This is a genomic window from Burkholderia mycopellens, assembly GCF_964265025.1.
Lineage (GTDB): Bacteria > Pseudomonadota > Gammaproteobacteria > Burkholderiales > Burkholderiaceae > Burkholderia.
Genome location: NZ_OZ183802.1, coordinates 475472 through 497890 on the forward strand (window position 1 = coordinate 475472; position 22419 = coordinate 497890).

The 22419-nt window shown below is 65.5% G+C and carries 23 protein-coding genes; 13 read left to right on the forward strand and 10 right to left on the reverse strand.

Going from position 1 to position 22419, the window contains the following annotated elements:
* Positions 1-112: 112 nt before the first annotated feature.
* The 7 genes from ACPTTC_RS02305 to ACPTTC_RS02335 all read right to left on the reverse strand — a co-directional run bounded on the left by ACPTTC_RS02305 (position 113) and on the right by ACPTTC_RS02335 (position 6072).
* Positions 113-904: a DODA-type extradiol aromatic ring-opening family dioxygenase gene (locus ACPTTC_RS02305; protein ID WP_423391418.1), complete on the reverse strand. Its 792-nt coding sequence runs from the start codon at positions 902-904 to the stop codon at positions 113-115.
* A 209-nt stretch (positions 905-1113) separates the two neighbouring features.
* The gene (locus ACPTTC_RS02310; protein WP_423391419.1) at positions 1114-1710 is read right to left on the reverse strand and encodes a UbiX family flavin prenyltransferase; all 597 of its coding nucleotides are present in this window, start codon (positions 1708-1710) and stop codon (positions 1114-1116) included.
* A 19-nt stretch (positions 1711-1729) separates the two neighbouring features.
* The gene (gene grxD / locus ACPTTC_RS02315; RefSeq protein ID WP_006477066.1) at positions 1730-2041 is read right to left on the reverse strand and encodes a Grx4 family monothiol glutaredoxin; all 312 of its coding nucleotides are present in this window, start codon (positions 2039-2041) and stop codon (positions 1730-1732) included.
* Between the two features lie 67 nt (positions 2042-2108).
* Positions 2109-2951: a peptide chain release factor N(5)-glutamine methyltransferase gene (gene prmC, locus ACPTTC_RS02320; protein WP_423391420.1), complete on the reverse strand. Its 843-nt coding sequence runs from the start codon at positions 2949-2951 to the stop codon at positions 2109-2111.
* A gap of 7 nt (positions 2952-2958) precedes the next feature.
* Entirely contained in the window at positions 2959-4041 is a 1083-nt protein-coding gene (prfA, locus tag ACPTTC_RS02325) for a peptide chain release factor 1 (protein WP_175971676.1), read from the reverse strand.
* Positions 4042-4123: 82 nt separating this feature from the next.
* Complete coding sequence (hemA, locus tag ACPTTC_RS02330; protein WP_226200940.1) at positions 4124-5422, reverse strand: glutamyl-tRNA reductase; 1299 nt, start codon at positions 5420-5422, stop codon at positions 4124-4126.
* Positions 5423-5448: 26 nt separating this feature from the next.
* A complete protein-coding gene (locus ACPTTC_RS02335; protein ID WP_423391421.1) occupies positions 5449-6072 on the reverse strand; it encodes a response regulator transcription factor in 624 nt (207 codons plus the stop codon).
* A 309-nt stretch (positions 6073-6381) separates the two neighbouring features.
* Between ACPTTC_RS02335 and ACPTTC_RS02340 the strand changes: the two genes are divergently transcribed.
* The 4 genes from ACPTTC_RS02340 to ACPTTC_RS02355 are packed head-to-tail and all read left to right on the forward strand — an operon-like array spanning position 6382 to position 9696.
* Entirely contained in the window at positions 6382-6636 is a 255-nt protein-coding gene (locus tag ACPTTC_RS02340; protein ID WP_175971678.1) for a hypothetical protein, read from the forward strand.
* An 18-nt stretch (positions 6637-6654) separates the two neighbouring features.
* Positions 6655-8469, forward strand: a complete 1815-nt coding sequence (locus ACPTTC_RS02345; protein ID WP_423391422.1) for an aminopeptidase P family protein — start codon at positions 6655-6657, stop codon at positions 8467-8469.
* Between the two features lie 55 nt (positions 8470-8524).
* On the forward strand, positions 8525-9076 hold the full coding sequence (locus tag ACPTTC_RS02350) for a cysteine hydrolase family protein (protein ID WP_423391423.1): 552 nt from the start codon (positions 8525-8527) through the stop codon (positions 9074-9076).
* Positions 9073-9696, forward strand: a complete 624-nt coding sequence (locus ACPTTC_RS02355; protein WP_226200944.1) for an HAD family hydrolase — start codon at positions 9073-9075, stop codon at positions 9694-9696. The genes ACPTTC_RS02350 and ACPTTC_RS02355 overlap by 4 nt, the downstream gene beginning before the upstream one ends.
* A gap of 137 nt (positions 9697-9833) precedes the next feature.
* Here ACPTTC_RS02355 and ettA read toward each other — a convergent pair whose 3' ends face one another.
* The 3 genes from ettA to gcvA form a co-directional block, all read right to left on the reverse strand.
* The gene (ettA, locus tag ACPTTC_RS02360; protein ID WP_175957705.1) at positions 9834-11501 is read right to left on the reverse strand and encodes an energy-dependent translational throttle protein EttA; all 1668 of its coding nucleotides are present in this window, start codon (positions 11499-11501) and stop codon (positions 9834-9836) included.
* Between the two features lie 202 nt (positions 11502-11703).
* Positions 11704-12012, reverse strand: a complete 309-nt coding sequence (locus tag ACPTTC_RS02365) for a DUF3761 domain-containing protein (RefSeq protein ID WP_423391424.1) — start codon at positions 12010-12012, stop codon at positions 11704-11706.
* Between the two features lie 84 nt (positions 12013-12096).
* Positions 12097-13014 (reverse strand): transcriptional regulator GcvA, encoded by a 918-nt coding sequence (gcvA, locus tag ACPTTC_RS02370; protein ID WP_423391425.1) that lies wholly within the window; start codon positions 13012-13014, stop codon positions 12097-12099.
* 193 nt (positions 13015-13207) lie between these two features.
* On the opposite strand from gcvA, the gene ACPTTC_RS02375 reads away from it, so the two are divergent.
* The 9 genes from ACPTTC_RS02375 to ACPTTC_RS02415 all read left to right on the forward strand — a co-directional run bounded on the left by ACPTTC_RS02375 (position 13208) and on the right by ACPTTC_RS02415 (position 22355).
* Positions 13208-14527 carry an MFS transporter gene (locus ACPTTC_RS02375; protein WP_423391426.1) on the forward strand — a complete coding sequence of 440 codons (1320 nt, stop codon included), beginning with the start codon at positions 13208-13210 and terminating at the stop codon, positions 14525-14527.
* A gap of 81 nt (positions 14528-14608) precedes the next feature.
* Entirely contained in the window at positions 14609-14953 is a 345-nt protein-coding gene (locus ACPTTC_RS02380; RefSeq protein WP_226200948.1) for an MmcQ/YjbR family DNA-binding protein, read from the forward strand.
* 415 nt (positions 14954-15368) lie between these two features.
* Entirely contained in the window at positions 15369-16760 is a 1392-nt protein-coding gene (gene gabP / locus ACPTTC_RS02385) for a GABA permease (RefSeq protein ID WP_175957710.1), read from the forward strand.
* Between the two features lie 664 nt (positions 16761-17424).
* Positions 17425-18072: an acyl-homoserine-lactone synthase gene (locus tag ACPTTC_RS02390; protein WP_423391427.1), complete on the forward strand. Its 648-nt coding sequence runs from the start codon at positions 17425-17427 to the stop codon at positions 18070-18072.
* A gap of 35 nt (positions 18073-18107) precedes the next feature.
* The gene (locus ACPTTC_RS02395) at positions 18108-18887 is read left to right on the forward strand and encodes an SDR family NAD(P)-dependent oxidoreductase (protein ID WP_226200951.1); all 780 of its coding nucleotides are present in this window, start codon (positions 18108-18110) and stop codon (positions 18885-18887) included.
* A 25-nt stretch (positions 18888-18912) separates the two neighbouring features.
* Entirely contained in the window at positions 18913-19605 is a 693-nt protein-coding gene (locus ACPTTC_RS02400) for a hypothetical protein (RefSeq protein ID WP_423391428.1), read from the forward strand.
* On the forward strand, positions 19589-20404 hold the full coding sequence (locus tag ACPTTC_RS02405) for a cyclase family protein (RefSeq protein WP_226200953.1): 816 nt from the start codon (positions 19589-19591) through the stop codon (positions 20402-20404). The genes ACPTTC_RS02400 and ACPTTC_RS02405 overlap by 17 nt, the downstream gene beginning before the upstream one ends.
* A 48-nt stretch (positions 20405-20452) precedes the next feature.
* Complete coding sequence (locus tag ACPTTC_RS02410; protein WP_423391429.1) at positions 20453-21928, forward strand: coproporphyrinogen-III oxidase family protein; 1476 nt, start codon at positions 20453-20455, stop codon at positions 21926-21928.
* Positions 21921-22355: an SRPBCC family protein gene (locus tag ACPTTC_RS02415; RefSeq protein WP_423391430.1), complete on the forward strand. Its 435-nt coding sequence runs from the start codon at positions 21921-21923 to the stop codon at positions 22353-22355. The genes ACPTTC_RS02410 and ACPTTC_RS02415 overlap by 8 nt, the downstream gene beginning before the upstream one ends.
* Positions 22356-22419: the final 64 nt, after the last annotated feature.

A 22419-nucleotide genomic window follows, 5' to 3' on the forward strand; every position in this document is an offset into this window, starting at 1 on the left:
ACCTGCCGCCGGATTCGGCGGCGGCAGCCAGCAGCGGAAAAAAGCCCGCCCGAGCGATGCTCGGGCGGGCTTTTTGTTTGGCGGTCGACGCTCGCCGTGCGACGCTCAGGCCTCAGGCGGCCGTGCTGGCGAACACGTAGTTCGTCATCGCGAGCACCCGCTGGTAAGTGCCGAGCGACTGGATGCCGAGCTGGTAGTCGTCGTCCGCCGCGCCGAGCGCCGTGAACACCGGCAGCAGATGCTCGTCGGTCGGATGCATCAACGCTGCATGCGGCGCCTGCCGGCGGTAGTCGAGCAGCGCGTCGACATCGCGCGCGGCCAGTTTCGCCTCGAACCAGTCGGTGAATTCCGTGACGCGCGGGTCCGCATCCTCGGGGGCCGCACCGAAATCGGCGGCGCGCAGGTTGTGCGTGATCTGGCCCGAGCCGATCACCATCACGCCTTCGTCGCGCAGCGGTCGCAGCGCGCGGCCGAGCGCAAAGTGGTGGGCGGCATCCGCGCGCGGCTGGATCGACAACTGCGCCACCGGCACGTCGGCTTCCGGGAACATCAGCAGCATCGGCACCCACGCACCGTGGTCGAGGCCGTGCTCGGTCGTCGCGGTCTCGATGCCGGCCGCATTCAGTAGCTCGGCCGCGCGCTTGGCGACGTCGGGCGCGCCGGGCGCCGGGTAGCGGATGTCGTACAGCGCCTGCGGAAAGCCGTAGAAATCGTGGATCGTTTCCGGATGTGCGGCGATGCTGGCGACGGGGCGCTGCGTGCCCCAGTGCGCGGACAGCATCAGCACCGCGCGCGGGCGTGGCAATTCGGCAGCGAGGTGCGTGAATGCGCCGGACGGCAGCGTCGGGTCGATCGGCAGCGTCGGGGCGCCGTGGGACAGGTAGAGCGAAGGCAAGCGGTTCATGGTGGTGGCCTGCAAAGGGATTTGCCTGTGACTATAGGCGCGCACGGGGTATTGATAAATCCGCGATTCCGAATTTGATTGACGCTCACTTGTTGATAATGCGGGCGACGTCGTGCGTTCCACGGCAGGTGGGCGCTGTATTCGTGAAATCGAGTGATTTGCCGTTGAAATCGGCGAAGATGCGCGAAGAACGGATCGGCGGGGCGCGCTTACTGGGCGTGCCGGATGCCGGCCCACGGCGTCGTCTGCGGTGCGCTGAGCGCGAACAGGTCGAGCACGCGCGTAACGGTCTGGTCGATGAGTTCCTCGATCGTCTTCGGCATCGCGTAGAACGCGGGCAGCGGCGGGAAGACGATGCCGCCCATTTCGGTGACGGCCGTCATGTTGCGCAGATGCGCGAGGTTGAACGGCGTTTCGCGCACCATCAGCACGAGGCGGCGGCGTTCCTTCAACGTGACGTCGGCGGCGCGCGTGATCAGGTTGTCGGATAGTCCGTGCGCGACGCTCGCGAGCGTCTTCATCGAGCAGGGCGCGATCACCATCCCGTCGGTCGCGAACGACCCCGATGCGATCGTCGCGCCGACGTCGCGCACCGAATGCACGACGTCCGCACGGCTTTCGACATCGGCCTTCGACAGCTTCAGTTCGTGCTGGATGTTGAGCCAGCCGGCGTTCGAAATCAGCAGGTGCGTTTCGACGCCGCCGGCGGCGCGCAGCAGGTCGAGCAGCCGTACGCCGTAGACCGCGCCGGTGGCGCCGGTGATCGCGACGATCAGCCGGCGTGGCGGCGCGCTGGGAGATGCCATCGAAAGGGGGCGACGCGTATTACGCGGCGGCGAACAGTTGCTGCAGCTCGCCCGACTGGTACATCTCCATCATGATGTCCGAACCGCCGATGAATTCGCCCTTCACGTAGAGCTGCGGGATGGTCGGCCAGTTCGAGAATGCCTTGATGCCCTGGCGGATCTCGTCGTCTTCGAGGACGTTGACCGTCTTGAACTGGTCGACGCCGCAGGCCTTCAGCACCTGGACGGCGCGGCCCGAAAAGCCGCACATCGGGAATTGCGCGTTGCCCTTCATGAAGAGCACGACCTGGTTTTCGTCGACGATTTGCTTGATACGTTGTTGGGTGTCCATGACTGACCTTGCTTTAGCGGGGCGGTAGATCGAAATGATAGCGGATTTCAACCGGGCGGGCCGGGCATCAGCCCGGCAGGCGGCCGCCTGTCGTGCGTTCGATGGCGGCCAGATCGGCGAGCGATTCGACTGCGACGAAGCCGTGCGATGCGAGCACCGCGCGCACGGCCTCGGCCTGGTCGTAGCCATGCTCGATCCAGAGCGTGCCGCCCGGCTTCAGGTGGGGGCCGGCGCCGGCGACGATCGTGCGGATCGCGCTGAGGCCGTCGGCGTCGTCGGTGAGTGCGCCGCGCGGCTCGAAACGCAGGTCGCCTTGCTCGAGGTGCGGATCGTGCTGCGCGATGTACGGCGGGTTGCTGACGATCGTGTCGAATGCGAGCGCCGGATCGAGCGCCGCGTACCAGTCGCTCTCCAGCCAGTGCAGCGAGCCGCCGGGACGGTGCGCGTCGAGCAGCTTGCCGGCGTTGCGTTGCGCGACCGCGAGTGCGGCCGGCGAACGGTCGAGCGCCCACACGCGCGTATCGGGGCGCTCGGCGGCGATCGATACGGCGATCGCGCCGCTGCCCGTGCCGAGATCGAGCACGGCCGGATGCGACAGCCCGTCGATCGCATCGAGTGCGGCTTCGACGAGCAGTTCGGTTTCAGGGCGGGGGATCAGCACGTCGGGCGTCACGTCGAACGCCCGGCCGAAGAATTCGCGCATCCCGACGAGCTGCGCGACGGGCTCGCCGGCCACGCGGCGCGCCTCGAGCGCGCGGTAGCGTTCGACCGTAGCCGAGTCGAGCGGCGCGTCGCCGCGCGTGATCAGTTGCGTGCGCGTCCAGCCGAGCGCGTGCGCGAGCAGCACTCGCGCATCGACCGCATCGAGCGGCGACGCGCGCAGCAGTTCGCGGGCGGTGGTGTCGGGCATCGCGGCCTCAGTCGGCATCGCCGAGCGACGCGAGCAGTTCGGCCTGGTGTTCGCTGACCAGTGCGCTGATCAGTTCGTCGAGGTCGCCGTCCATGAGCGCCTCGAGACGGTACAGCGTCAGGTTGATCCGGTGGTCGGTCATCCGGCCCTGCGGGAAGTTGTACGTGCGAATCCGTTCCGAGCGGTCACCGGAGCCGATCAGGCTCTTGCGCGTCGCGGCTTCCTTCGCGTGCTGCTCGTGATACTGCTTGTCCTTGATGCGCGCGGCGAGCACCTTCAGCGCGCGATCCTTGTTCTTGTGCTGCGAACGGTCGTCCTGGCACTCCACGACGATCCCGGTCGGGATGTGCGTGACGCGCACCGCCGAATCGGTCTTGTTGATGTGCTGGCCGCCCGCGCCGGACGCGCGGAACGTGTCGATCCGCAGGTCGGCCGGATTGATCTCGACCTCGCCGATTTCGTCGGCTTCCGGCATCACGGCGACCGTGCACGCGGACGTATGGATGCGCCCCTGCGTCTCGGTGGCGGGCACGCGCTGCACGCGATGGCCGCCCGATTCGAACTTCAGGCGCGAATACGCGCCCTGGCCCGCGATCCGTACGATCACTTCCTTGTAGCCGCCGAGATCCGACGCGCTCTCCGACATCATTTCGACCTGCCAGCGCTGGCGCTCCGCGAACCGCAGGTACATGCGCAGCAGGTCGCCCGCGAACAGCGCCGATTCGTCGCCGCCCGTGCCCGCACGGATTTCGAGGAAGATGTTGCGGTCGTCGTTAGGATCCTTCGGCAGCAGCATCTTCTGCAGCTCGGTCTCGAGGCGGGTCATGCGCTCGCGCGCGTGGCGGATTTCGTCTTCCGCAAAGTCGCGCATCGACGGATCGCCGAGCAGTTCCTGCGCGGCCGTCTCGTCGCTGCGCGACTGGCGCCACAATGCATACTGTTCGACCACCGGGCCGAGTTCAGCATGTTCACGCGTCAGCTTGCGGTACTGGTCGAGGTCGGCCGTGACGTTTTCGCGGCTCAGCAGGTCGTTCAGTTCGGCCAGCCGTGTGGACAGCTGGTCGAGCTTGCGTTGCATGCTCGTCTTCATGGTGTGGAGCGGCGCTCCCGGGCAAGGGGTATTCGGAAAGGATAGGCCGGCGCGCGGCCGGCGGCAGGGCGATCGGCCGTCGCTAGTGGCCGGACTGGTCGTTCGAGCGCGGTGCGTGCTGGTAGAAGCCGCGCATCAGGTCGATCAGCGAATCGCGATCGGCGCCGTTCACGCGGTTGAGCGCGCTCGTCGGGCCGTGGATCAGCTTGTTGGTCAGCGCTTGCGACAGCGCTTCGAGCACGGCGACCGGATCGTCGCCGCGTGCGAGCAACTTCTGCGCCTTGTCGACTTCGGCACGGCGCAGTGCGTCGGCCTGAGTATGCATGTGTCGGATCACCGGCACGACGCTGCGCGTGTCGAGCCATTGCATGAAATTCTGCACGCGCGTCTCGATGATCGCTTCGGCCTGCGCGACTGCGGCCTGGCGCGACGCGTTGCCTTCGCGCACGATCGCGCCGAGATCGTCGACGGTGTAGAGGAACACGTCCTTCAGCTTGCCGACCTCGGGCTCGATGTCGCGCGGCACCGCGAGGTCGACCATGAAGATCGGGCGGTGGCGGCGCGCCTTCACTGCGCGCTCGACTGCGCCGAGGCCGATGATCGGCAGCGTCGACGCCGTGCACGACACGATGATGTCGAATTCGTGCATGCGGGTCGGCAGATCCGCGAGCGGTATCGCACGGCCGTTGAAGCGCTCGGCGAGCCGCTGGCCGCGTTCGGCCGTGCGGTTCGCAACCACGAGTTCGCGCGGGCCTTGCGCGGCGAAGTGCGTCGCGCACAACTCGATCATCTCGCCGGCGCCGATGAACAGTACGCGCTGATCGGACACTTTTTCGAAGATCCGTTGCGCGAGGCGCACCGCGGCGGCGGCCATCGACACCGACTGCGTGCCGATTTCAGTCGTGCCGCGTACTTCCTTCGCCACCGCGAACGTGCGCTGGAACAGCTGGTTCAGATAGGTGCCGAGCGCGCCGGCTTCCGTCGCGGTGCGGACGGCGTCCTTCATCTGGCCCAGAATCTGGGTTTCGCCGAGCACCATCGAATCGAGGCCGGATGCGACGCGAAATGCGTGCCGGACCGCTTCCGACTGCGGCAGCGCATAGACGTGCGGCGCGAGCTCGTCGACCGGAATCCGGTGATACTCCGACAGCCAGCGAACCGCGCCTTCGCGTGCCGCGCGATCGTCTGTCGCGCAATACAGTTCGGTGCGGTTGCAGGTGGAGAGGATCGCTGCTTCGGGCGTATTGGGCGCCTGGGGGCCGAGAAACACGTTCTTGAACGTGACGAGAGCCGGCTTGATCTGCTCGAGCGGAAACGCCACGCGTTCGCGCAGGGCGACAGGCGCAGTGTGGTGATTGATTCCGATCGTGAGGAGTTGCATATCGAGGGCTATCGTTTAGCCCCATATTATAGCGTTTCAGCGATTTCCTCACTCGCCGCATACCGGGCATCAGCGTGCCGGGGCCGGGAATTTGGGGGCTCGATCGGCACGCGGTCGAGTTGATAGCCATAGCCGTAGAGCGGCAGCAGCCGGTAGCCGCGCTCCGGAAGCAGTTGCAGTTTGCTGCGCAGCCGGGACGCGTGGGTATCGAGCGTGCGCGACTTCATGTCGCGGCGGCGCGCCCACACTGTTTCGAGGATATGGGCGCGCGACACCGGCCGCGACAGGTTCGTGAACAGCAACTGCGCGAAACGAAACTCCTTCGGCGTGAGTGAAACGATTGCGCCGCCAAAGCGAACGAGGCAGTGCGTGGCGTCGAAAGCGTAGTCGCCATACATTTCGCGCGAGCGGGTGGGGGCCCGGCGCACGCCGGCGCGCCGGCTCAGCGCGTTGACGCGCGCGAGCATCTCGGGCCCGCTCACGGGGCGCACGAGGCAATCGTCGGCGCCCGCATGCAGGCACGACACGATTTGGCTTTCGCGCGGCAACAGCATCACGACGATGGCGGGCAGCCCGGGCAGGATGGCCTGCGCGCGCGGAATGACTTCCTCGGCCGGCTGGTCGCCGGCCCACTGGCCGGTGATCAGCATGTCGCAGGTGCCGGTGGCGAGCCACTCGAAGAACGCCGCACTGGACGGAAACGCGTGGCACACATGACCGCCTGCGAAGAGCAGGCGGTTCAGGAGCGCGGCATGCCGCGCGTCCGGATCGATCAGAGCGATTCGCATGAGAATTTCTTCAATACGGCAGCCGGCGCGCGCTTGCCATAACGCCGAGTCGGCCCCTACACTCGAATGTTGGCGGCACCCGGCTGGTCTCGGGTTCGATGGATGAATCGATGCTAGCCGCTGGCAACGTTCACGCCTATGGGACGAATCTGAATTTATAGAAGGCGTCGAATGAACTGGTTTGGAATGCTTGTCCTGGGAGCGGCCGTCGGGCTGTTCGGCCGATGGCTGCATCCGATGCGGCGCACGGGCCGGCCGGCGTGGTGGATCGCGGTGCTCGCCGGCATCGTCGGCGCGGGTGCGGCCCGCATGGCCGGCAATCTCTCTGGATTGTTTTACGATGGCGAGACGCTCGAATGGCCGGTCTGCACCGGTGTCGCGTTCCTCGTCGTAGCCGTGACGGTTGCGCTGTCGGCCCGTCGCTGAATGTTCTCAGGTGAAATCATGAATGCCCGTCTTCCCGAAGTCTCGCCGGTGCCGGCCCGCCTCGCGCTGCTGCGTGACGCCATGGCCCGCGAGGACCTGGCCGCCTATCTCGTGCCGTCCGCCGATCCCCATCTGTCAGAGTACCTGCCGGAGCGCTGGCAGGCGCGCCGCTGGCTGTCCGGCTTCACCGGCTCGGTCGGCACGCTGGTCGTGACCGCGGATTTCGCGGGGTTGTGGGTCGACAGCCGCTACTGGGTGCAGGCCGATGCCGAACTGGCCGGCACGGGCGTGCAACTGATGAAGATGACGGGCGGGCAGCAGAGTGCGCCGCACGTCGACTGGCTCGCGCAGAACGTGGCAGCGGGTGCGACGGTCGGCGTCGACGGCGCCGTGCTCGGCGTCGCGGCCGCACGCGGGCTGACGGGCGCGCTGAACGCGCGCGGCATCGCGCTGCGCACCGATCTCGACCTGCTCGACGCGATCTGGCCCGAGCGGCCGGGGCTGCCCGGCGACGCGGTGTTCGAGCACGCGGCGCCACAGGCCGACACGACACGCGCCAGCAAGCTGGCCGAAGTGCGCCGCGCAATGCGCGCGCAGGGCGCGCAATGGCATTTCGTCTCGACGCTCGACGACCTCGCATGGCTGTTCAACCTGCGCGGCGCCGACGTCAACTTCAATCCCGTATTCGTTGCGCACGCAATGATCGGCGCCGATCGCGCGACGCTGTTCGTCGCCGACGGCAAGGTGTCGCCGGCGCTGGCCGCATCGCTCGCGAAGGACGGCGTCGACGTTCGCGCCTACGACGCCGCGCGCGCCGCGCTTGCGTCGCTGCCTGACGGCGCGACGCTGCTGATCGACCCGCGCCGCGTGACGTTCGGCACGCTCGAGGCCGTGCCGGCCGGCGTGAAGCTCGTCGAGGCCGTGAATCCGTCGACGTTCGCGAAGTCGCGCAAGACGTCCGCCGAGATCGAGCACGTACGCGTGACGATGGAACACGACGGCGCCGCACTCGCGGAATTCTTCACGTGGTTCGAGCAGGCCGTGAACCGCGAGACGATCACCGAGCTGACGATCGACGAAAAACTCACGGCCGCGCGTGCGCGGCGCCCCGGCTATGTGTCGGCGAGCTTCGCGACGATCGCGGGTTTCAACGCGAACGGCGCGATGCCGCACTACCACGCGACGCCGGCGTCGCACGCGACGATCGCCGGCGACGGCCTGCTGCTGATCGATTCGGGCGGCCAGTACGTGACCGGCACGACCGACATCACGCGCGTCGTGCCGGTCGGCACCGTCAGCGACCTGCAGCGGCGCGATTTCACGATCGTGCTGAAGTCGATGATGGCGCTGTCGCGCGCTCGCTTCCCGCGCGGCATCCGCTCGCCGATGCTCGACGCGATCGCGCGCGCGCCGATGTGGGCGGCCGGGCTCGACTACGGCCACGGCACGGGGCATGGCGTCGGCTACTTCCTGAACGTGCACGAAGGCCCGCAGGTGATCTCGCACTACGCGCCGGCCGAGCCGTACACGGCGATGGAAGAAGGCATGATCACGTCGATCGAGCCGGGCGTGTACCGTCCCGGCCAGTGGGGCATCCGGATCGAGAACCTGGTCGTGAACCGCGCGGCCGGGCAGACGGAATTCGGCGATTTCCTCGCCTTCGAGACGCTGACGCTGTGCCCGATCGACACGCGCTGCGTGCTGATCGAAATGCTGCATGACGAGGAACGCGCGTGGCTGAACGCATATCACGCGACGGTGCGCGAGCGTGTCGGCCGGCACCTGAGCGGCGATGCCAAGGCATGGCTCGACGCGCGTACGCAGCCGATCTGACACAACGAGCGAGAACGGCCTGACCACGGCCGAACGACACAACCGAGGGCAAGCAATGGCGGACACCGCAGTGATCGTGGTCGACATGCAGCGCGGGTTGGTGGAGCGGGCGCGGCCCGCTTACCGGCTCGATGACGTGGTATCGGGCATCAACCGGCTGACGGCGGCGGCGCGCGCGGCGAACGCGCCCGTGTGCTTCGTGCAGCACGACGGCGATGCGGACGACGACATCGTGCCCGGCACGCCGGGCTGGGAGCTGCATGCGGGGCTGGTCGTCGGGAACGACGACTGGCACGTGCGCAAGCAGGTGAGCGACGCGTTTCACGACACGCCGCTCGCGGCGCAGCTCGACCGCCACGGCATCCGTTCGGTGCTGATCTGCGGCTATGCGACCGAGTTCTGCGTCGATTCGGCCGCGCGCCGCGCGGCGCTGCTCGGCTACCGGACGATCGTCGTGTCCGATCTGCACACGACGAACGAGCGTACGCACCTGTCGGCCGCGCAGATCGTCGCGCACCATCACTTCGTATGGCAGAACAATACGCTGTCGGGCAACCCGGTGACGCCGCGCCCGCTCGCGGACGTGCTTTCGACGGAGTTCGCATGACGATCAAGGCCGTGGTGTTCGATTTCGGCGGCGTGTTGATCGACTGGAGCCCCGACTATCTTTACCGGCAACTGATTCCCGACGAGGCCGAGCGTCGCTGGTTTCTCACGCACGTGTGCGCGATGGACTGGGTGATCCGCCAGGACGGCGGGCAGACGATCGAGGAAGGCACGGCCGAGCTCGCCGCGAAGTTTCCGGAGCACGAGGCGCTGATCCGCGCGTTCTACGCGCGCTGGCACGAGATGATCGGCGGCGTGCTCGATGAAGGCGCCGCACTCGTCGATCGACTCGACGCGCAGGGGATGCCGCTGTTCGGGCTGACGAACTGGTCCGCGCAGACGTTTCCGTATGCGTGGGACAACTTTCCGGTGCTGCGGCGTTTCAAGGAGATCGTCGTGTCGGGCCGCGTGAAGCTCGTGAAGCCCGATCCGGCGATCTACCGCGAGATGCATGCGCGGATCGAACCGCACTTGCCGGGCATCGCGCCGCACGAACTCGTGTTCATCGACGACAACGCGAAGAATGCCGCGGCCGCGACAGCGCTCGGCTGGCACGGCATTCATCACACGAGTGCGGCGGCGACCGAGGCGCGGCTGCGCGAATTGGGCGCGCTCGCGTAAGCGGCGGGCGAGCAGCCCGCCATCAGATGAAAAAAGCGGGCCAGCGGCCCGCTTTTTTGTTGTGCCGCGTTCCGATGCGGCTGCCCTCGGTGCCCGGCCCCGCGTTGCCGCGGTGCCGGGCGCCCGGGCCGTGCCGGTCAGCGGCTGATCGGCTTGTAGCGCAGACGCTTCGGCTTGGCGGCTTCCTCGCCCAGGCGCGCACGCTTGTCGGCTTCGTACTCCTGGTAGTTGCCGTCGAAGAACGTGACCTGCGAATCGCCTTCGAACGCGAGGATGTGCGTCGCGATCCGGTCGAGGAACCAGCGATCGTGCGAGATCACCATCACCGAGCCCGCGAATTCGAGCAGCGCGTCTTCCAGCGCGCGCAGCGTTTCGACGTCGAGGTCGTTCGACGGTTCGTCGAGCAGCAGTACGTTGCCGCCCGAGATCAGCGTCTTCGCGAGGTGCAGGCGGCCGCGTTCACCGCCGGACAGGTTGCCGACGATCTTCTGCTGGTCGCCGCCCTTGAAGTTGAAGCGGCCGATGTACGCGCGCGACGGCGTTTCGTACTTGCCCACCGTCAGCACGTCGGCGCCGCCCGAGATTTCCTCGAACACCGTCTTCGTGCCGTCGAGCGCGTCGCGGCTCTGGTCGACGTACGCGAGCTTCACGGTCGGCCCCATCACGACTTCGCCCGAATCCGGCTGTTCCTTGCCCGTCAGCATCTTGAACAGCGTCGACTTGCCGGCGCCGTTCGGGCCGATGATGCCGACGATCGCGCCGGCCGGGATCTTGAAGCTCAGGTTGTCGATCAGCAGGCGGTCGCCGAACGACTTGCTGACGTTCTTGAACTCGATCACTTCATTGCCCAGGCGTTCGCCGGCCGGGATGAAGATTTCCTGCGTCTCGTTGCGCTTCTGGTATTCCTGGCTGCTCAGTTCCTCGAAGCGCGCGATACGCGCCTTCGACTTCGCCTGGCGGCCCTTCGGGTTCTGGCGCACCCACTCCAGTTCCTTCTTGATCGCCTTCTGGCGCGCCGATTCCGACGCTTCTTCCTGCTTCAGGCGCTCTTCCTTCTGGTCGAGCCAGCTGCTGTAGTTGCCCTTCCACGGAATGCCGTGGCCGCGATCGAGTTCGAGAATCCACTCGGCCGCGTTGTCGAGGAAGTAGCGATCGTGGGTGACCGCGACGACGGTGCCCGGGAAGCGCACCAGGAACTGCTCGAGCCAGTCGACCGATTCCGCGTCGAGGTGGTTGGTCGGTTCGTCGAGCAGCAGCATGTCGGGTTTTTCGAGCAGCAGCTTGCACAGCGCGACGCGGCGCTTTTCACCGCCCGACAGGTGTTCGATCTTGGCGTCCCACGCCGGCAGGCGCAGGGCGTCGGCGGCCACTTCGAGCTGCTGCTCGGGGCTGCCGCCGTCGCTCGACGCGAGGATCGCTTCGTACTTCGCCTGCTCGGCCGCGAGCGCGTCGAAGTCGGCGTCCGGTTCCGCGTACGCCGCGTAGATTTCCTCGAGCTTCTTGTTGGCCTGGAACAGGTCGCCGAGGCCTTCCTCGACGGCTTCGCGCACCGTCTTCGTCGGGTCGAGCTGCGGCTCCTGCGGCAGGTAGCCGATGTTCAGGTTCGGCATCGGCGTCGCTTCGCCTTCGATGTCCTTGTCGACGCCCGCCATGATGCGGATCAGCGTCGACTTGCCCGAGCCGTTCAGGCCGAGCACGCCGATCTTCGCGCCGGGAAAGAACGACAGCGAGATGTCCTTCAGGATCTGGCGCTTGGGCGGCACGATCTTGCCGACCCGGTTCATCGTGAAAACGTATTGGGCCATTTCGGTGTGAAATTCAGAAGTGGTTGAGACTGCCGCGCAGCGCGCGCGTGGCGGCGTCGGGTGATTCGGTACGGAGCGTGCCGCGCGCGGCGCGGCGCCGCCGCCGCGTGTCGGCGGCGCGAGCGGCTATTGTACTTCGCCGCCGAGTGTCGCTGACAGCGGCGGGCGGCCGCTGCGGTCCGGATTGGCCGATCGGCCGAGGCTACAGCCACGCGGCGACGCCGCCGTGCCCCGAGCACGTGCCGCGCCGGTGACGGCTGAAGCTGTACGTGCCGTCGCGGCAGCGCGCGCTCGCGCCATCGGGCACGCGGCCCGATTTCGAATGCGCGGGTGCGTGCACGGTTTCGCCGTCGCGGTTGCGATACGTGTCGTGGCGGTCGAGATCGGCCTCGTTGCCGTAGCTGGGCAATGCGCGGTAGGCATGCGCGGAAGGCGGTAACGCGGCACACGCGACGAAGAGCGCGGCGGACAAGGTCGCGATGCGTGTCGCGCAGCGGAGCAGGGCAGGCATGGTCTCTCTCGGTCTGTTGTTATCGGTGTCGGGCCGCATGTTAGCCGATCGGCAGAGAAACCGCGCCGTGAGGGGGGCGTAACGCTACGCCGCGCCGGACATCGATGCCGCACCGTCGGCCTGCGCGGCGTCGAGGATCCAGCGGCGGAATGCAGCGACCTTTGGCCGTTCCGCGTGATGCGGCGGATAGACGAGGTAGTACGCGAAATCGTCGAGCCACGCGACGTCGGCGAGCTGCACGAGCCGGCCGCTTGCCAGTTCGCCGCGCACCATCGCGGCCGGCAGCAGCCCGGCGCCCTGGCCGGCGACGATCGCCTGCAGCAACAGGCCCGAATCGTCGAACGCGGGGCCGCGCGGCGGGCCGAAATCGTCGATCCGCTGCGCGCCGAACCAGATGTGCCAGCCCTTGCGCTCGGCGTCGTGCAACTGCGGCCAGCCGACGAGATCGGCCGGCGTCGCCGGCATGCCGAGCCGCGCGACGAGCGCGGGCGACGCGAGCGCGACGATCTCCACCGTCAGCAGGCGCTCGCTGCACAGCCCGATGTAGCGCCCGAGGCCATGACGGATCGCGACGTCGACGCCGTCGCGCGAGAAATCCGCGAGCGCGTGGCTGGTGACGACCTGCAGGTCGACGTCCGGGCAAGCGTCCCGGAACTGCGCGAGGCGCGGGACGAGCCACGCGGATGCGAAGAATGGTGTGACGCTCACCGTCAGCACACCGCTGTCGGCGGCGCCCGACACGCGCTGCGACGCATCGGCGATCTGCCTGAATGCGTTGCGCACCGGCGGCAGGTAGTCGCGGCCGGCGGCCGTGAGCAGGATGCCGCGATTGACGCGCTCGAACAGCTGCACGCCGAGATGCGTCTCGAGCGTGCGAATCATCTGGCTCACCGCGCCGGGCGTGACCGACAGCTCCTCGGCGGCCGCCTTCACCGACAGGTGGCGGGCGGCCGCCTCGAATGCGCGGAGCGCGTTGAGCGGCGGCAAGCGGGAACGATTCATTCAGTTTTTCTAAATCGAAAGTCCGACGAAATATCGTTTGAGACGACGCGTACGCACGAGTACCGTTGACGCATTCGATCGTATGCCTTGCGACTGCCGGTTGGCGGCCGATGCGATCAACATAGTTCAACTATATCCATGAGGCAATCCGGACGCCGCCCGGCGGCCGGCCAAACCTGAGAGGAGCATCGTCATGAACCGCCCGGGCGCATCGCGCCTTTTCTACGGCTGGTACGTGGTTGCGGCCGCGTTTGCCGTCACGTTCGTCGGTTTCGGCAGCGCATACACGTTCAGCGCGTTCGTCGAGTCGCTGCAGCGGGATTTCGCCGCGTCGCGCGGGCAGATCTCGCTCGTGTTCTCGCTGGCCGGCTTCCTGTATTTCGGCTTCGGCATCGTCAGCGGGCCGCTGGCCGACCGCTTCGGCTCGCGGCGGCTTGCCGTCGCCGGGATGCTGTTGACGAGCATCGGGCTCGCGGCTGCCGGGGCCGCGCATACGCTGGTGCAGGTCTATGTCGCGTACGGGCTCGGTGTCGGTCTCGGCGTCGGCTGTGCGTACGTGCCGGCCGTCGGCGCCGTGCAGCGCTGGTTTGTGCGCCGGCGCGGCTTCGCGTCGGGGCTCGCGGTCGCCGGGATCGGCGTCGGCACGCTGGTGATGCCGCCGCTCGCATCCTCGCTGATCGCGCATGTCGGCTGGCGCGGCGCGTATTTCACACTGGCCGTGATCGCGCTCGTGATCGGCGCGGGGATGTCGTTGCTGATCGAGAACGATCCACGCGGGCGGGGGCTGCTGCCGGACGGGGAGGCCGCGCATGAGCCCGTCGAAGGCAGCGGCGCGAAAGTCACCGGATGCGAGGCGGGGGCTTCGGTGTCCGGTGCAGCCGCGAGTCGCACGCCGGCTGCTGCTTCGGCGTCAGCCGGCGCGACGGTGCGCGAAGCCGTCACGTCGCGTCCGTTCGCGAGCCTCTACGCAGCATGCCTCATCTGCTCATTCGGCGTGTTCGTCCCGTTCGTTCACCTCGTGCCGTACGCGCTCGATCACGGCGTCTCGTCATCGACGGCCGTGCTGCTGCTCGGCGCGATCGGCGTCGGCAGCACGGCCGGCCGTTTCTTCCTCGGCGGCCTTGCCGATCGCTTCGGCCGCCGCACATCGCTGCTCGCGATGTTCGCGGGCATGGCCGTCGCGCTCGTCGCGTGGGCGGGCGCCGGCACCGTCGCGACGCTTGCCGCGTTCGCACTCGTGTTCGGCGTGTTCTACGGCGGCTGGGTCGCGGTGCTGCCGGCGGTCGTGATGGACCATTTCGGCGGCCGCAACGTGAGCGGGATCATCGGCGTGCTTTATACGAGCGTCGCATTCGGCACGCTAATCGGGCCGACCGCGGCCGGCTTCATCTACGACGCGGGCGGCGGTTATCTCGTGCCGATCCTGGCCAGCGCCGCCGCGAATGCAATCGCGTTCGCAATCGTCGCGACGACGGGGCGCGCGTCGACGGCCGCACGTGCGGCGCGCGGATAGGCGCGCTTCGACCGGCGGACCATCGCGAATTCCGGTAGGGTGGCCGGATCGCGAACCGAAGGCATCCAGCCGGGAGGCCCCATGACATTCGACGACGTCCGGCAGATCGCGCTGGCGTGGCGCGGCGTCGAGGAAGGCATGTCGTACGGCACGCCCGCACTCAGGGTGAAGGGCAAGATGCTCGCGCGGCTGCGTGAGGATGGCGACACGCTCGTCGTGAAAGGCGTCGGCCCCGACGAGCGCGCGTGGCTGATCGAATCGGAACCCGACGTGTATTACGTGACGGATCACTACGCCGGCTGGCCGATCGTGCTGGTGCGGCTGTCGGCGGCCCGTCCGGACGCCGTGAAAAACCTGCTTCTGCGAGAATGGCAGGCCGTCGTCCCCGCCAAATGGCGCGACGAGAGGGCGAGCGGCACGCGCTGACGCGTCGGTTGCGTCCGGCCGGCCACGTGTGGCCGGGGGCTTTCGGCACGCTCGCGAGCCGCCGCGAACGGGTACAAGCGTTGCATCGATCGACGTCGATGCAACAAGTGGTTCCATCGAAATTCTTCAATTGGTTCTCAGTGAAGAACCGTTTGATGCTTACACTCCTTCGCTTCGAAGGCAGCTGACGAAAGCCGACGGAATGGGCGCACGCGATGCGCCGGCGCCCTGCGCGCCGCATCGCACCCGCAGCTTCGCAGACTGCATCGCGCACCGTTCCGGAACGGCCCCCGATCCGGCTCCGCGCCTGCATCCCGTGCAGGCGCCGCATCCGGCCCGGCTCAAGAACCACAATCCCCGTGCTGCCTTCACGCGATACCCGGCCATACCGGAACCGTTTTTTGGAGAGAGACAGATGAGTGGAAGCAACACAGGCCTCGGTACGGGCCTGAAGCAGCGGCACGTGACGATGATGTCGATTGCCGGCGTGATCGGCGCGGGCCTGTTCGTCGGCTCCGGCCACGCCATCGCGGAAGCCGGCCCGGCGTCGATCCTTGCGTATGCGATCGCCGGTGTGCTGGTCGTGCTGGTGATGCGCATGCTCGGCGAGATGGCCGTCGCGCATCCGGACAGCGGTTCGTTCTCCACCTATGCCGATCGAGCGATCGGCCACTGGGCCGGGTTCTCGATCGGCTGGCTGTACTGGTGGTTCTGGGTGCTCGTGATCCCGATCGAGGCGACCGCCGCCGCGACCATCCTCAATGCATGGTTCCCCGGCGTCGCGACCTGGGTATTCGCGCTCGGCATCACGCTGGTGCTGACGGTGACCAACCTCTTCTCGGTCAAGAACTACGGCGAATTCGAATTCTGGTTTGCGCTGATCAAGGTCGTCGCGATCGTCGTGTTTCTGTGCATCGGCGGCGCGGCGATCGTCGGCATCATCCCGGCGCCGGCCGTGTCGGGCGTGTCGAACCTGTTCGTGCATGACGGCTTCATGCCGCACGGCGCCGGCGCGGTGCTCGCGGCGATGCTGACGACGATGTTCTCGTTCCTCGGCACCGAGATCGTGACGATCGCGGCCGCCGAATCGGACAACCCGCAACGCCAGATCGTGCGTGCAACCAACTCGGTGATCTGGCGCATCACGCTGTTCTATCTCGGCTCGATTCTCGTCGTCGCGGCCATCGTGCCGTGGAACGACCCGCTGCTGCCGAAGCACGGCTCGTATCAGCGCGCGATGGAGTTGATCGGCATCCCGAACGCGAAGGCGATCATCGACGTGATCGTGCTCGTGTCGGTCGCGAGCTGCCTGAATTCGGCGCTGTACACCGCGTCGCGAATGCTGTTCTCGCTGTCCAAGCGCAAGGACGCACCGGCGTTCCTGCACCGCACCGATTCGACCGGCACGCCGCGTGCGGCCGTGCTCGCATCGACCGCGTTCGGCTTCCTGACCGTGATCGCGAACTACCTGATGCCGGAACAGGTGTTCGGCTTCCTGCTGGCGACGTCGGGCGCGATCGCGCTACTCGTGTATCTCGTGATCGCGATCTCGCAGTTGCGGATGCGCAAGACGCTCGAATCGAGCGGCGCGGACCTGACGTTGCGGATGTGGTTGTTCCCGTGGCTCACGTGGGCCGTGATCCTGTTCATCTGCGGCACGCTGACCGTGATGTTCGTGAGCGAGGATCACCGGATGGAAGTGGGTGCGACGGCCGTGCTGGCGTTGATCGTGCTGCTGGCGTCGTGGCTGAACAAGCGCGGTCGCGATGCGCGGGCGAGTGCGGGGCGGCGGGTGTCGGCGATGTGACCGGGCCATGGCGGATGACGCGATCGTCCGCCGCGATGCGTTGCGCCTGATTGGGACGACGGCGCGATCGGCGTATGCCGATCGCGCCGTTTTCCCTGTGGCGGCCAAGTAACGCGGGCCTGTTTCGCGAGCGTCCGCGTCGCGGCGGCCGGTCGGCAATCCGGTTGCCGATTTCCACCGGCGGGTGGGGCGCCACCGCACCTCCGCGCAGCAATCATGTCGTTCGTGTCGTGCCGGACACTGGCCGTCCATCGAATTTCTATCCGTTCTTCCCGACTCACTTCACCGCGGGCGGCAATTCTCGCCGCCTCAACAGGCGCGGGCCCTTTCGGCCTTGAACCATTGCGAAATCCGGATTGGCCTGATTTCGTGTCGATTCTGCGGTTCCCCCGTTTCCTCGTGCGATTCCGGCCGGACAGCCTGCTCCCGGCACCCTCCCAAATCTGGTAGTCCAATTCGCCCGGAATCCGGAGGGAGAAGCGACGACAGCATCCGGTGCGACGGAATTTCTCCTTTGTTATCAGCGGCTCACGTCGCGTCATGGCGTCAGCGATCCGACGCGCGGGCCGAAGGAAACAGGCGCCCGCCCGTTACCTCCCAATATTCGTAGTAGTGGGATCGGCGAGCAAGTAATTAAATGCACGTCAACGACAGGGAGGGAGCGATGCAAATCATCACGGGCACCACGACGACGCTTGGCGAACGTATGACCGCAAAGATGTTTGAGTACCGCTACAAGGTGTTTGTTGAAGTACTTGGCTGGGATCTCGCGTGCGAACGCGGCGTGGAGAAAGACCAGTTCGATCGCGAGGACACGGTCTATGTGCTGGCGCTCGACGATCAGGGCGAACTGGTCGGCATTGCCCGCCTGCTGGACACCTCCCGGCCCTACCTGCTCGGCGACGTCTTTCCGCAGCTGCTCAACGGGATGCCGAAGCCCTGCGATCCCGGCATCTGGGAACTGTCCCGGTTCGCGGTGATGGACTTCGGCGCCGAACGCCGAGGGGCGCTGACCCAGATGTCGAGTGCCGAGGCCATCGAACTGATTCGTGCGTCGATTTGCTGCGCGGCCAGGCTGGGCGCACGTGCGCTCGTCACCGTGTCGCCGCTCGGTGTCGAGCGTCTGCTGCGCCGTTCGGGAACGCACGCCCACCGGTTGGGGCCGCCGATGGTGGTGAACGACTACGCGCTGTTCGCGTGCTGGATCGACTGTGAAGAGGCGCGTGCGAGCGAAGCGGAGCTGGCGAACCGCATCGAGGTGAATCTGCGTCGAGGCGTGACGCCATCGGGAATGCACGCCGCTCTGGCGTGACCCGGACATGCATCAAGATCGGAGATGAATTGAACATGAAAACGTATGCATTGGTTACCGGCGCGACCGGTGGAATCGGTCGCGAGATTGCCAGGACGCTGGCCGCGCAGGGACGCAATCTGTTCGTGGTGGCCAGAAGTGCCGACGCGCTCGAACGCCTGAGCACCGACTTGAAGATCGCCTACCCGGAAGTCGAGGTCCGCGTCGCCGTATGTGACGTGAGCGAGCCGGCACAGGTGCGCGACATGCTGGAGGCGTTGGCGGCGGAGGGGAACCGGATCGACGTGCTGGTGAACGGCGCCGGCATTTCCGGAGGGGGGCTGACGGCGGAAGTCACCGATTCGCTGTGGCAGAACGTGATCAACACGAATCTGAACGGCCAGTTCTACGTGACCCGCGATGCGCTCCGGCTTGACTTGATCCCTGCAGGCGGCCGCATCGTCAACATCGCGTCCACCGGTGGCAAGCAAGGTGTCTTGCATGGCGCGCCGTACAGCGCGTCCAAGCACGGGATGGTCGGGTTCACGAAGGCGCTCGGCCTGGAACTGGCGCGCAACAAGTCGGGCATCACCGTCAATGCGGTTTGCCCCGGGTTCGTGGAGACCGACATGGCGCAACGCGTCCGCGATCACTACGCGCACATCTGGGGCACCAGCGAGCAGGAAACCCGCCGGCGCATCGAGGATCGGGTGCCGATCGGGCGCTACATCGAGCCTGCGGAGGTGGCCGCGATGGTGTCGTATCTGGTTTCGCCGCAGGCGGCGGGTGTGACAGCCCAGGCGCTGAATGTGTGCGGCGGGCTTGGGAACTACTGAGCCTGCGGATCGGGAGCGCCAGAACATGTCGAGGGCCATTCCACGAGGCGCCGAGGTCTGGATCGTGACGCTGTCGGATGCCGATCCCGTTTGCGAGCCGATTCTGATCCGGGACGACGACCGGGCTCGCTACGGGAAGATCCGGCTGTCTCGCAGGCGGCGGCTATTCGCATTCCGCCGTCATGTCCGCGAGTACGTGCTGCGCCAGTACGCGCCGCATCACAGCATCCGGATGGAGGGCGCCAGCGGCAGGCCGTATTTGCTGAGTCGGCGCGGGCGGCAACCGCTGTACTTCAGTTACGCGGCGTCGGGTGGCATCTGTGCCGTAGGCATTTCGCGGTGCCCGCTGGGGCTCGATGTGGAGGCGGTGGATCGGCCGATCGACATGGTTGCGTTGTGCACCCGGTTCTTTCCGGGCTTCCCGACCTGGGACGGCTACAGCGGCCACGAGGAATGGCTGCGGAAGCAAGCGTTCGGCTCCTGGTGCCGGACGGAGGCCTACGGCAAGTTGAGCGGCATCCCGCTTCATGCGCTGCTGGTCGATCGGGATCGGCAGATGACGCGCTTCGTCGCGAGCCGTGCGGGCAACGATGCCGTGATTTATGGGCAGGAATTCGTTTGCGCGATTTCCCAAAGGAATCGCGTGCGCGTCGATTCGGTGATCCAGGTGCCTTTTTCGACGATTTTGCATGAGACATCCAATGCCGAGAATTATTGATCTGAGCGTCAGCATCGATGAGACGTTCTGGGAGCCGGAAGCGATCGGCCGGAAAGTGCTCTCGCATCGAGAGGGGGCAGACGTACTGGGCGCGAGTTACCTGCACTTCAAGGCGAAGGGGTGGTTCGAGAAACTGGTGTGCAAGCTGCTCAAGCCGCGGAAGTACTTCATCGATCACAAGGACTTTCCGGACGAAATGGGGCTGTCGTTGATGACTTACACGTTGACGACGCATACCGGCACGCATCTCGATGCGCCTTATCACTACGGTTGGCGCAAAGGCGCGGAACGGCCGAAAACCGTTACGGAGATTCCTCTGGAGTGGTGTTTTTCCGACGGGGTGCTGCTTGATTTCAGTCATGACTCCGGGGTGATCGATGGTAATGCCGTGAGGGAAAAGTTGATCGAGGTCGGTCACGTCCTGAAGGAGCGGGATATTGTCCTGATCAATACCGGGGCATTCAGAAATATCGGCAGCCGGAAATACTTTACCGAGTACCGCGGGATCGATAAATCGGCGCTGGAATATCTGACCGGGGCAGGCGTGAAAATAATCGGAACCGATGCATTCAGTTTCGATGCTCCATTTTGCGAAATGATCGATGCATACAAGCAGACCGGGGACCAGGGGCGGTTATGGCCGTCGCACTTCTATGGCCGCGACTGCGAATATATCCAGATCGAAAGACTGGGGTATCTCGAAAATCTGCCCGTCAGGACCGGGTTCAAGGTGTGCTGCTTCCCGATCAAGTTGGAAAAGGCCGATGCCGCATGGAGCAGGGTTGTGGCTTTGCTTTGAAGATTTGATTGGATATTGAGAAAGATCAAAACCACAGAGAGGGCTGTTATGTCAGAGATTGCAGGCTTGGAGCGCGTTCCGTATCCGAAGAAATGCTACCTCCCGTTCATTCTTTATCCCCCGGGGATGTACCGGAATCAGGATGGTGACGATTTCCTGAAGCTGATCGATATGGAGCAGAAGGGCGATGATTTTGTTCTGTATATCGGGATTCCGTTTTGTCGAACGCGCTGCAAGTCGTGCCCGTATTTCGCGAGCCTGCTGCCGGAGAACGACAAGCGTAACCGCGAGGACGCGTACGTCGACGCGCTGGTCAAGGACCTGATCCACTGGTCCGGCTTCAACAAGTGGAAAACGGGCGTCGTCCGCGATATCTACATCGGCGGCGGTACGGGCAGCATTCTCAAGACCGCGAACCTCAAGCGCATCGTCGATACCGTCTACGAGCATTTCAATATCGCGGAAGCGTGCGGCTTCACGCTTGAAGGCAATGCACGCGACTTCGACGACGAGAAGATGGATTACGTTGCGTCGTCGAAGATCAATCGCATCAGTCTGGGCGTGCAGTCGTTCCAGCAGGAGATTCTCTCGGTCGTGGGTTCGCCGCACGCGGCCGACGACAGTATCCGGGTGATTCGGGGCTTTCAGAAGCGCGGCCTGCGCAATATCCAGCTGGATTTCATGTTCAACATGCCCGGCCACACCATGGAGATCTGGAAAAAGGATCTGGAAATGCTGACGGAGCTGGATGTTCCGCATTTCACGATCTACCTGTACCGGATCCACGATGCCACGCCGCAAAGTCGCCTGATCCAGAACGGCAAGGTCAAGCGGCCGGAAGATCCGGAAACCCCGATGGTGAAGGCGATGTACCGGGAGGCCCTGCAAATCGCGGAGCAGCACGGTTATCGCATGTACATGGTCGACCATTTCTGCAAGCCGGGCTACGAGAACATGTACAACCACTGGAACTGGAAAGTTTATGTGGACACGCTGGCGGTCGGGCCGGGTTCGTACAGCTATTTCGACGGCTATCGCCTGGGAACCGAAACCGACGTCGAAAAATATGTCGAGACGGTCAATCGCGGTGAATTCCTGATCAGCACCGTGACATCGCATATGTCGCCGCGTGTGCAGCGCGAACGCTACATCGTTTTCGCACTGCTTTATTTTGAAATCGAGTTCAAGTATTACGAGAGCAAGTTTGGGACGAGCCTGCTCGAAGATTTTTCGGAAGAAATCGAACGGCTGCTGAAGAAGGGGTTGATCGAAATCTCCGCGGACAAGATGACGCTGACGAAGCTGGGACTCATCTGGCATACCAACGTGATTCTTGAATTCTTCAATCCTGCGTTCTGGGGCGATACCGGTTCACTGAACGAACCGAACTGGTCCCTGAACGGCGTGATGGTCGAAGTGGGTGCACACCCGCGTGCTTATTGGCTCGGAGAAAAGGATCAGGTGTTCTTTGATTCGGCCGAAATTGAAACTGTTAATTCTGAGAAGGAGTATGCAAATGTCTAAGGTCAATTTCGTTTCGTCCTATACCGCGACGTCGAAGGCGAACGTGCACGATGTCTGGAGCATCTGGGCGGACGTCAATAACTGGAGCAAATGGGACAGCGGCATCGCGCAAGCGGAAATCCGGAACAACTTCAAGGCCGGCACGGTTTTTTCGCTGACCCCGCAAGGCGGTGAGCCGATCGAAGTCGAACTGAAAACCGTCACGGCCGGCGAAGAATTCTCCGACGAAGCGGTGCTGCCGTTCGGCGTGATCCGCAATTTCCACCGGGTCGAAAAGGCCGGCGAGCAAATCCACCTGACGCACGAAGTCCGTGCGGAAATCAACGCGGATGCCGCGGGCTTCTTTTCCGCCGAAATCTGGCCGCACATGCAAAAGGGTCTGCCGGAAGCCGTGCACAACATTCTGGCGCTTGTCAGCGAGGCCTGACACGTTTTGTCCGCCTCCCGCTCCGCAGGAGCGGGAGGGATGAACCAAGCCTGGATGGGGACGG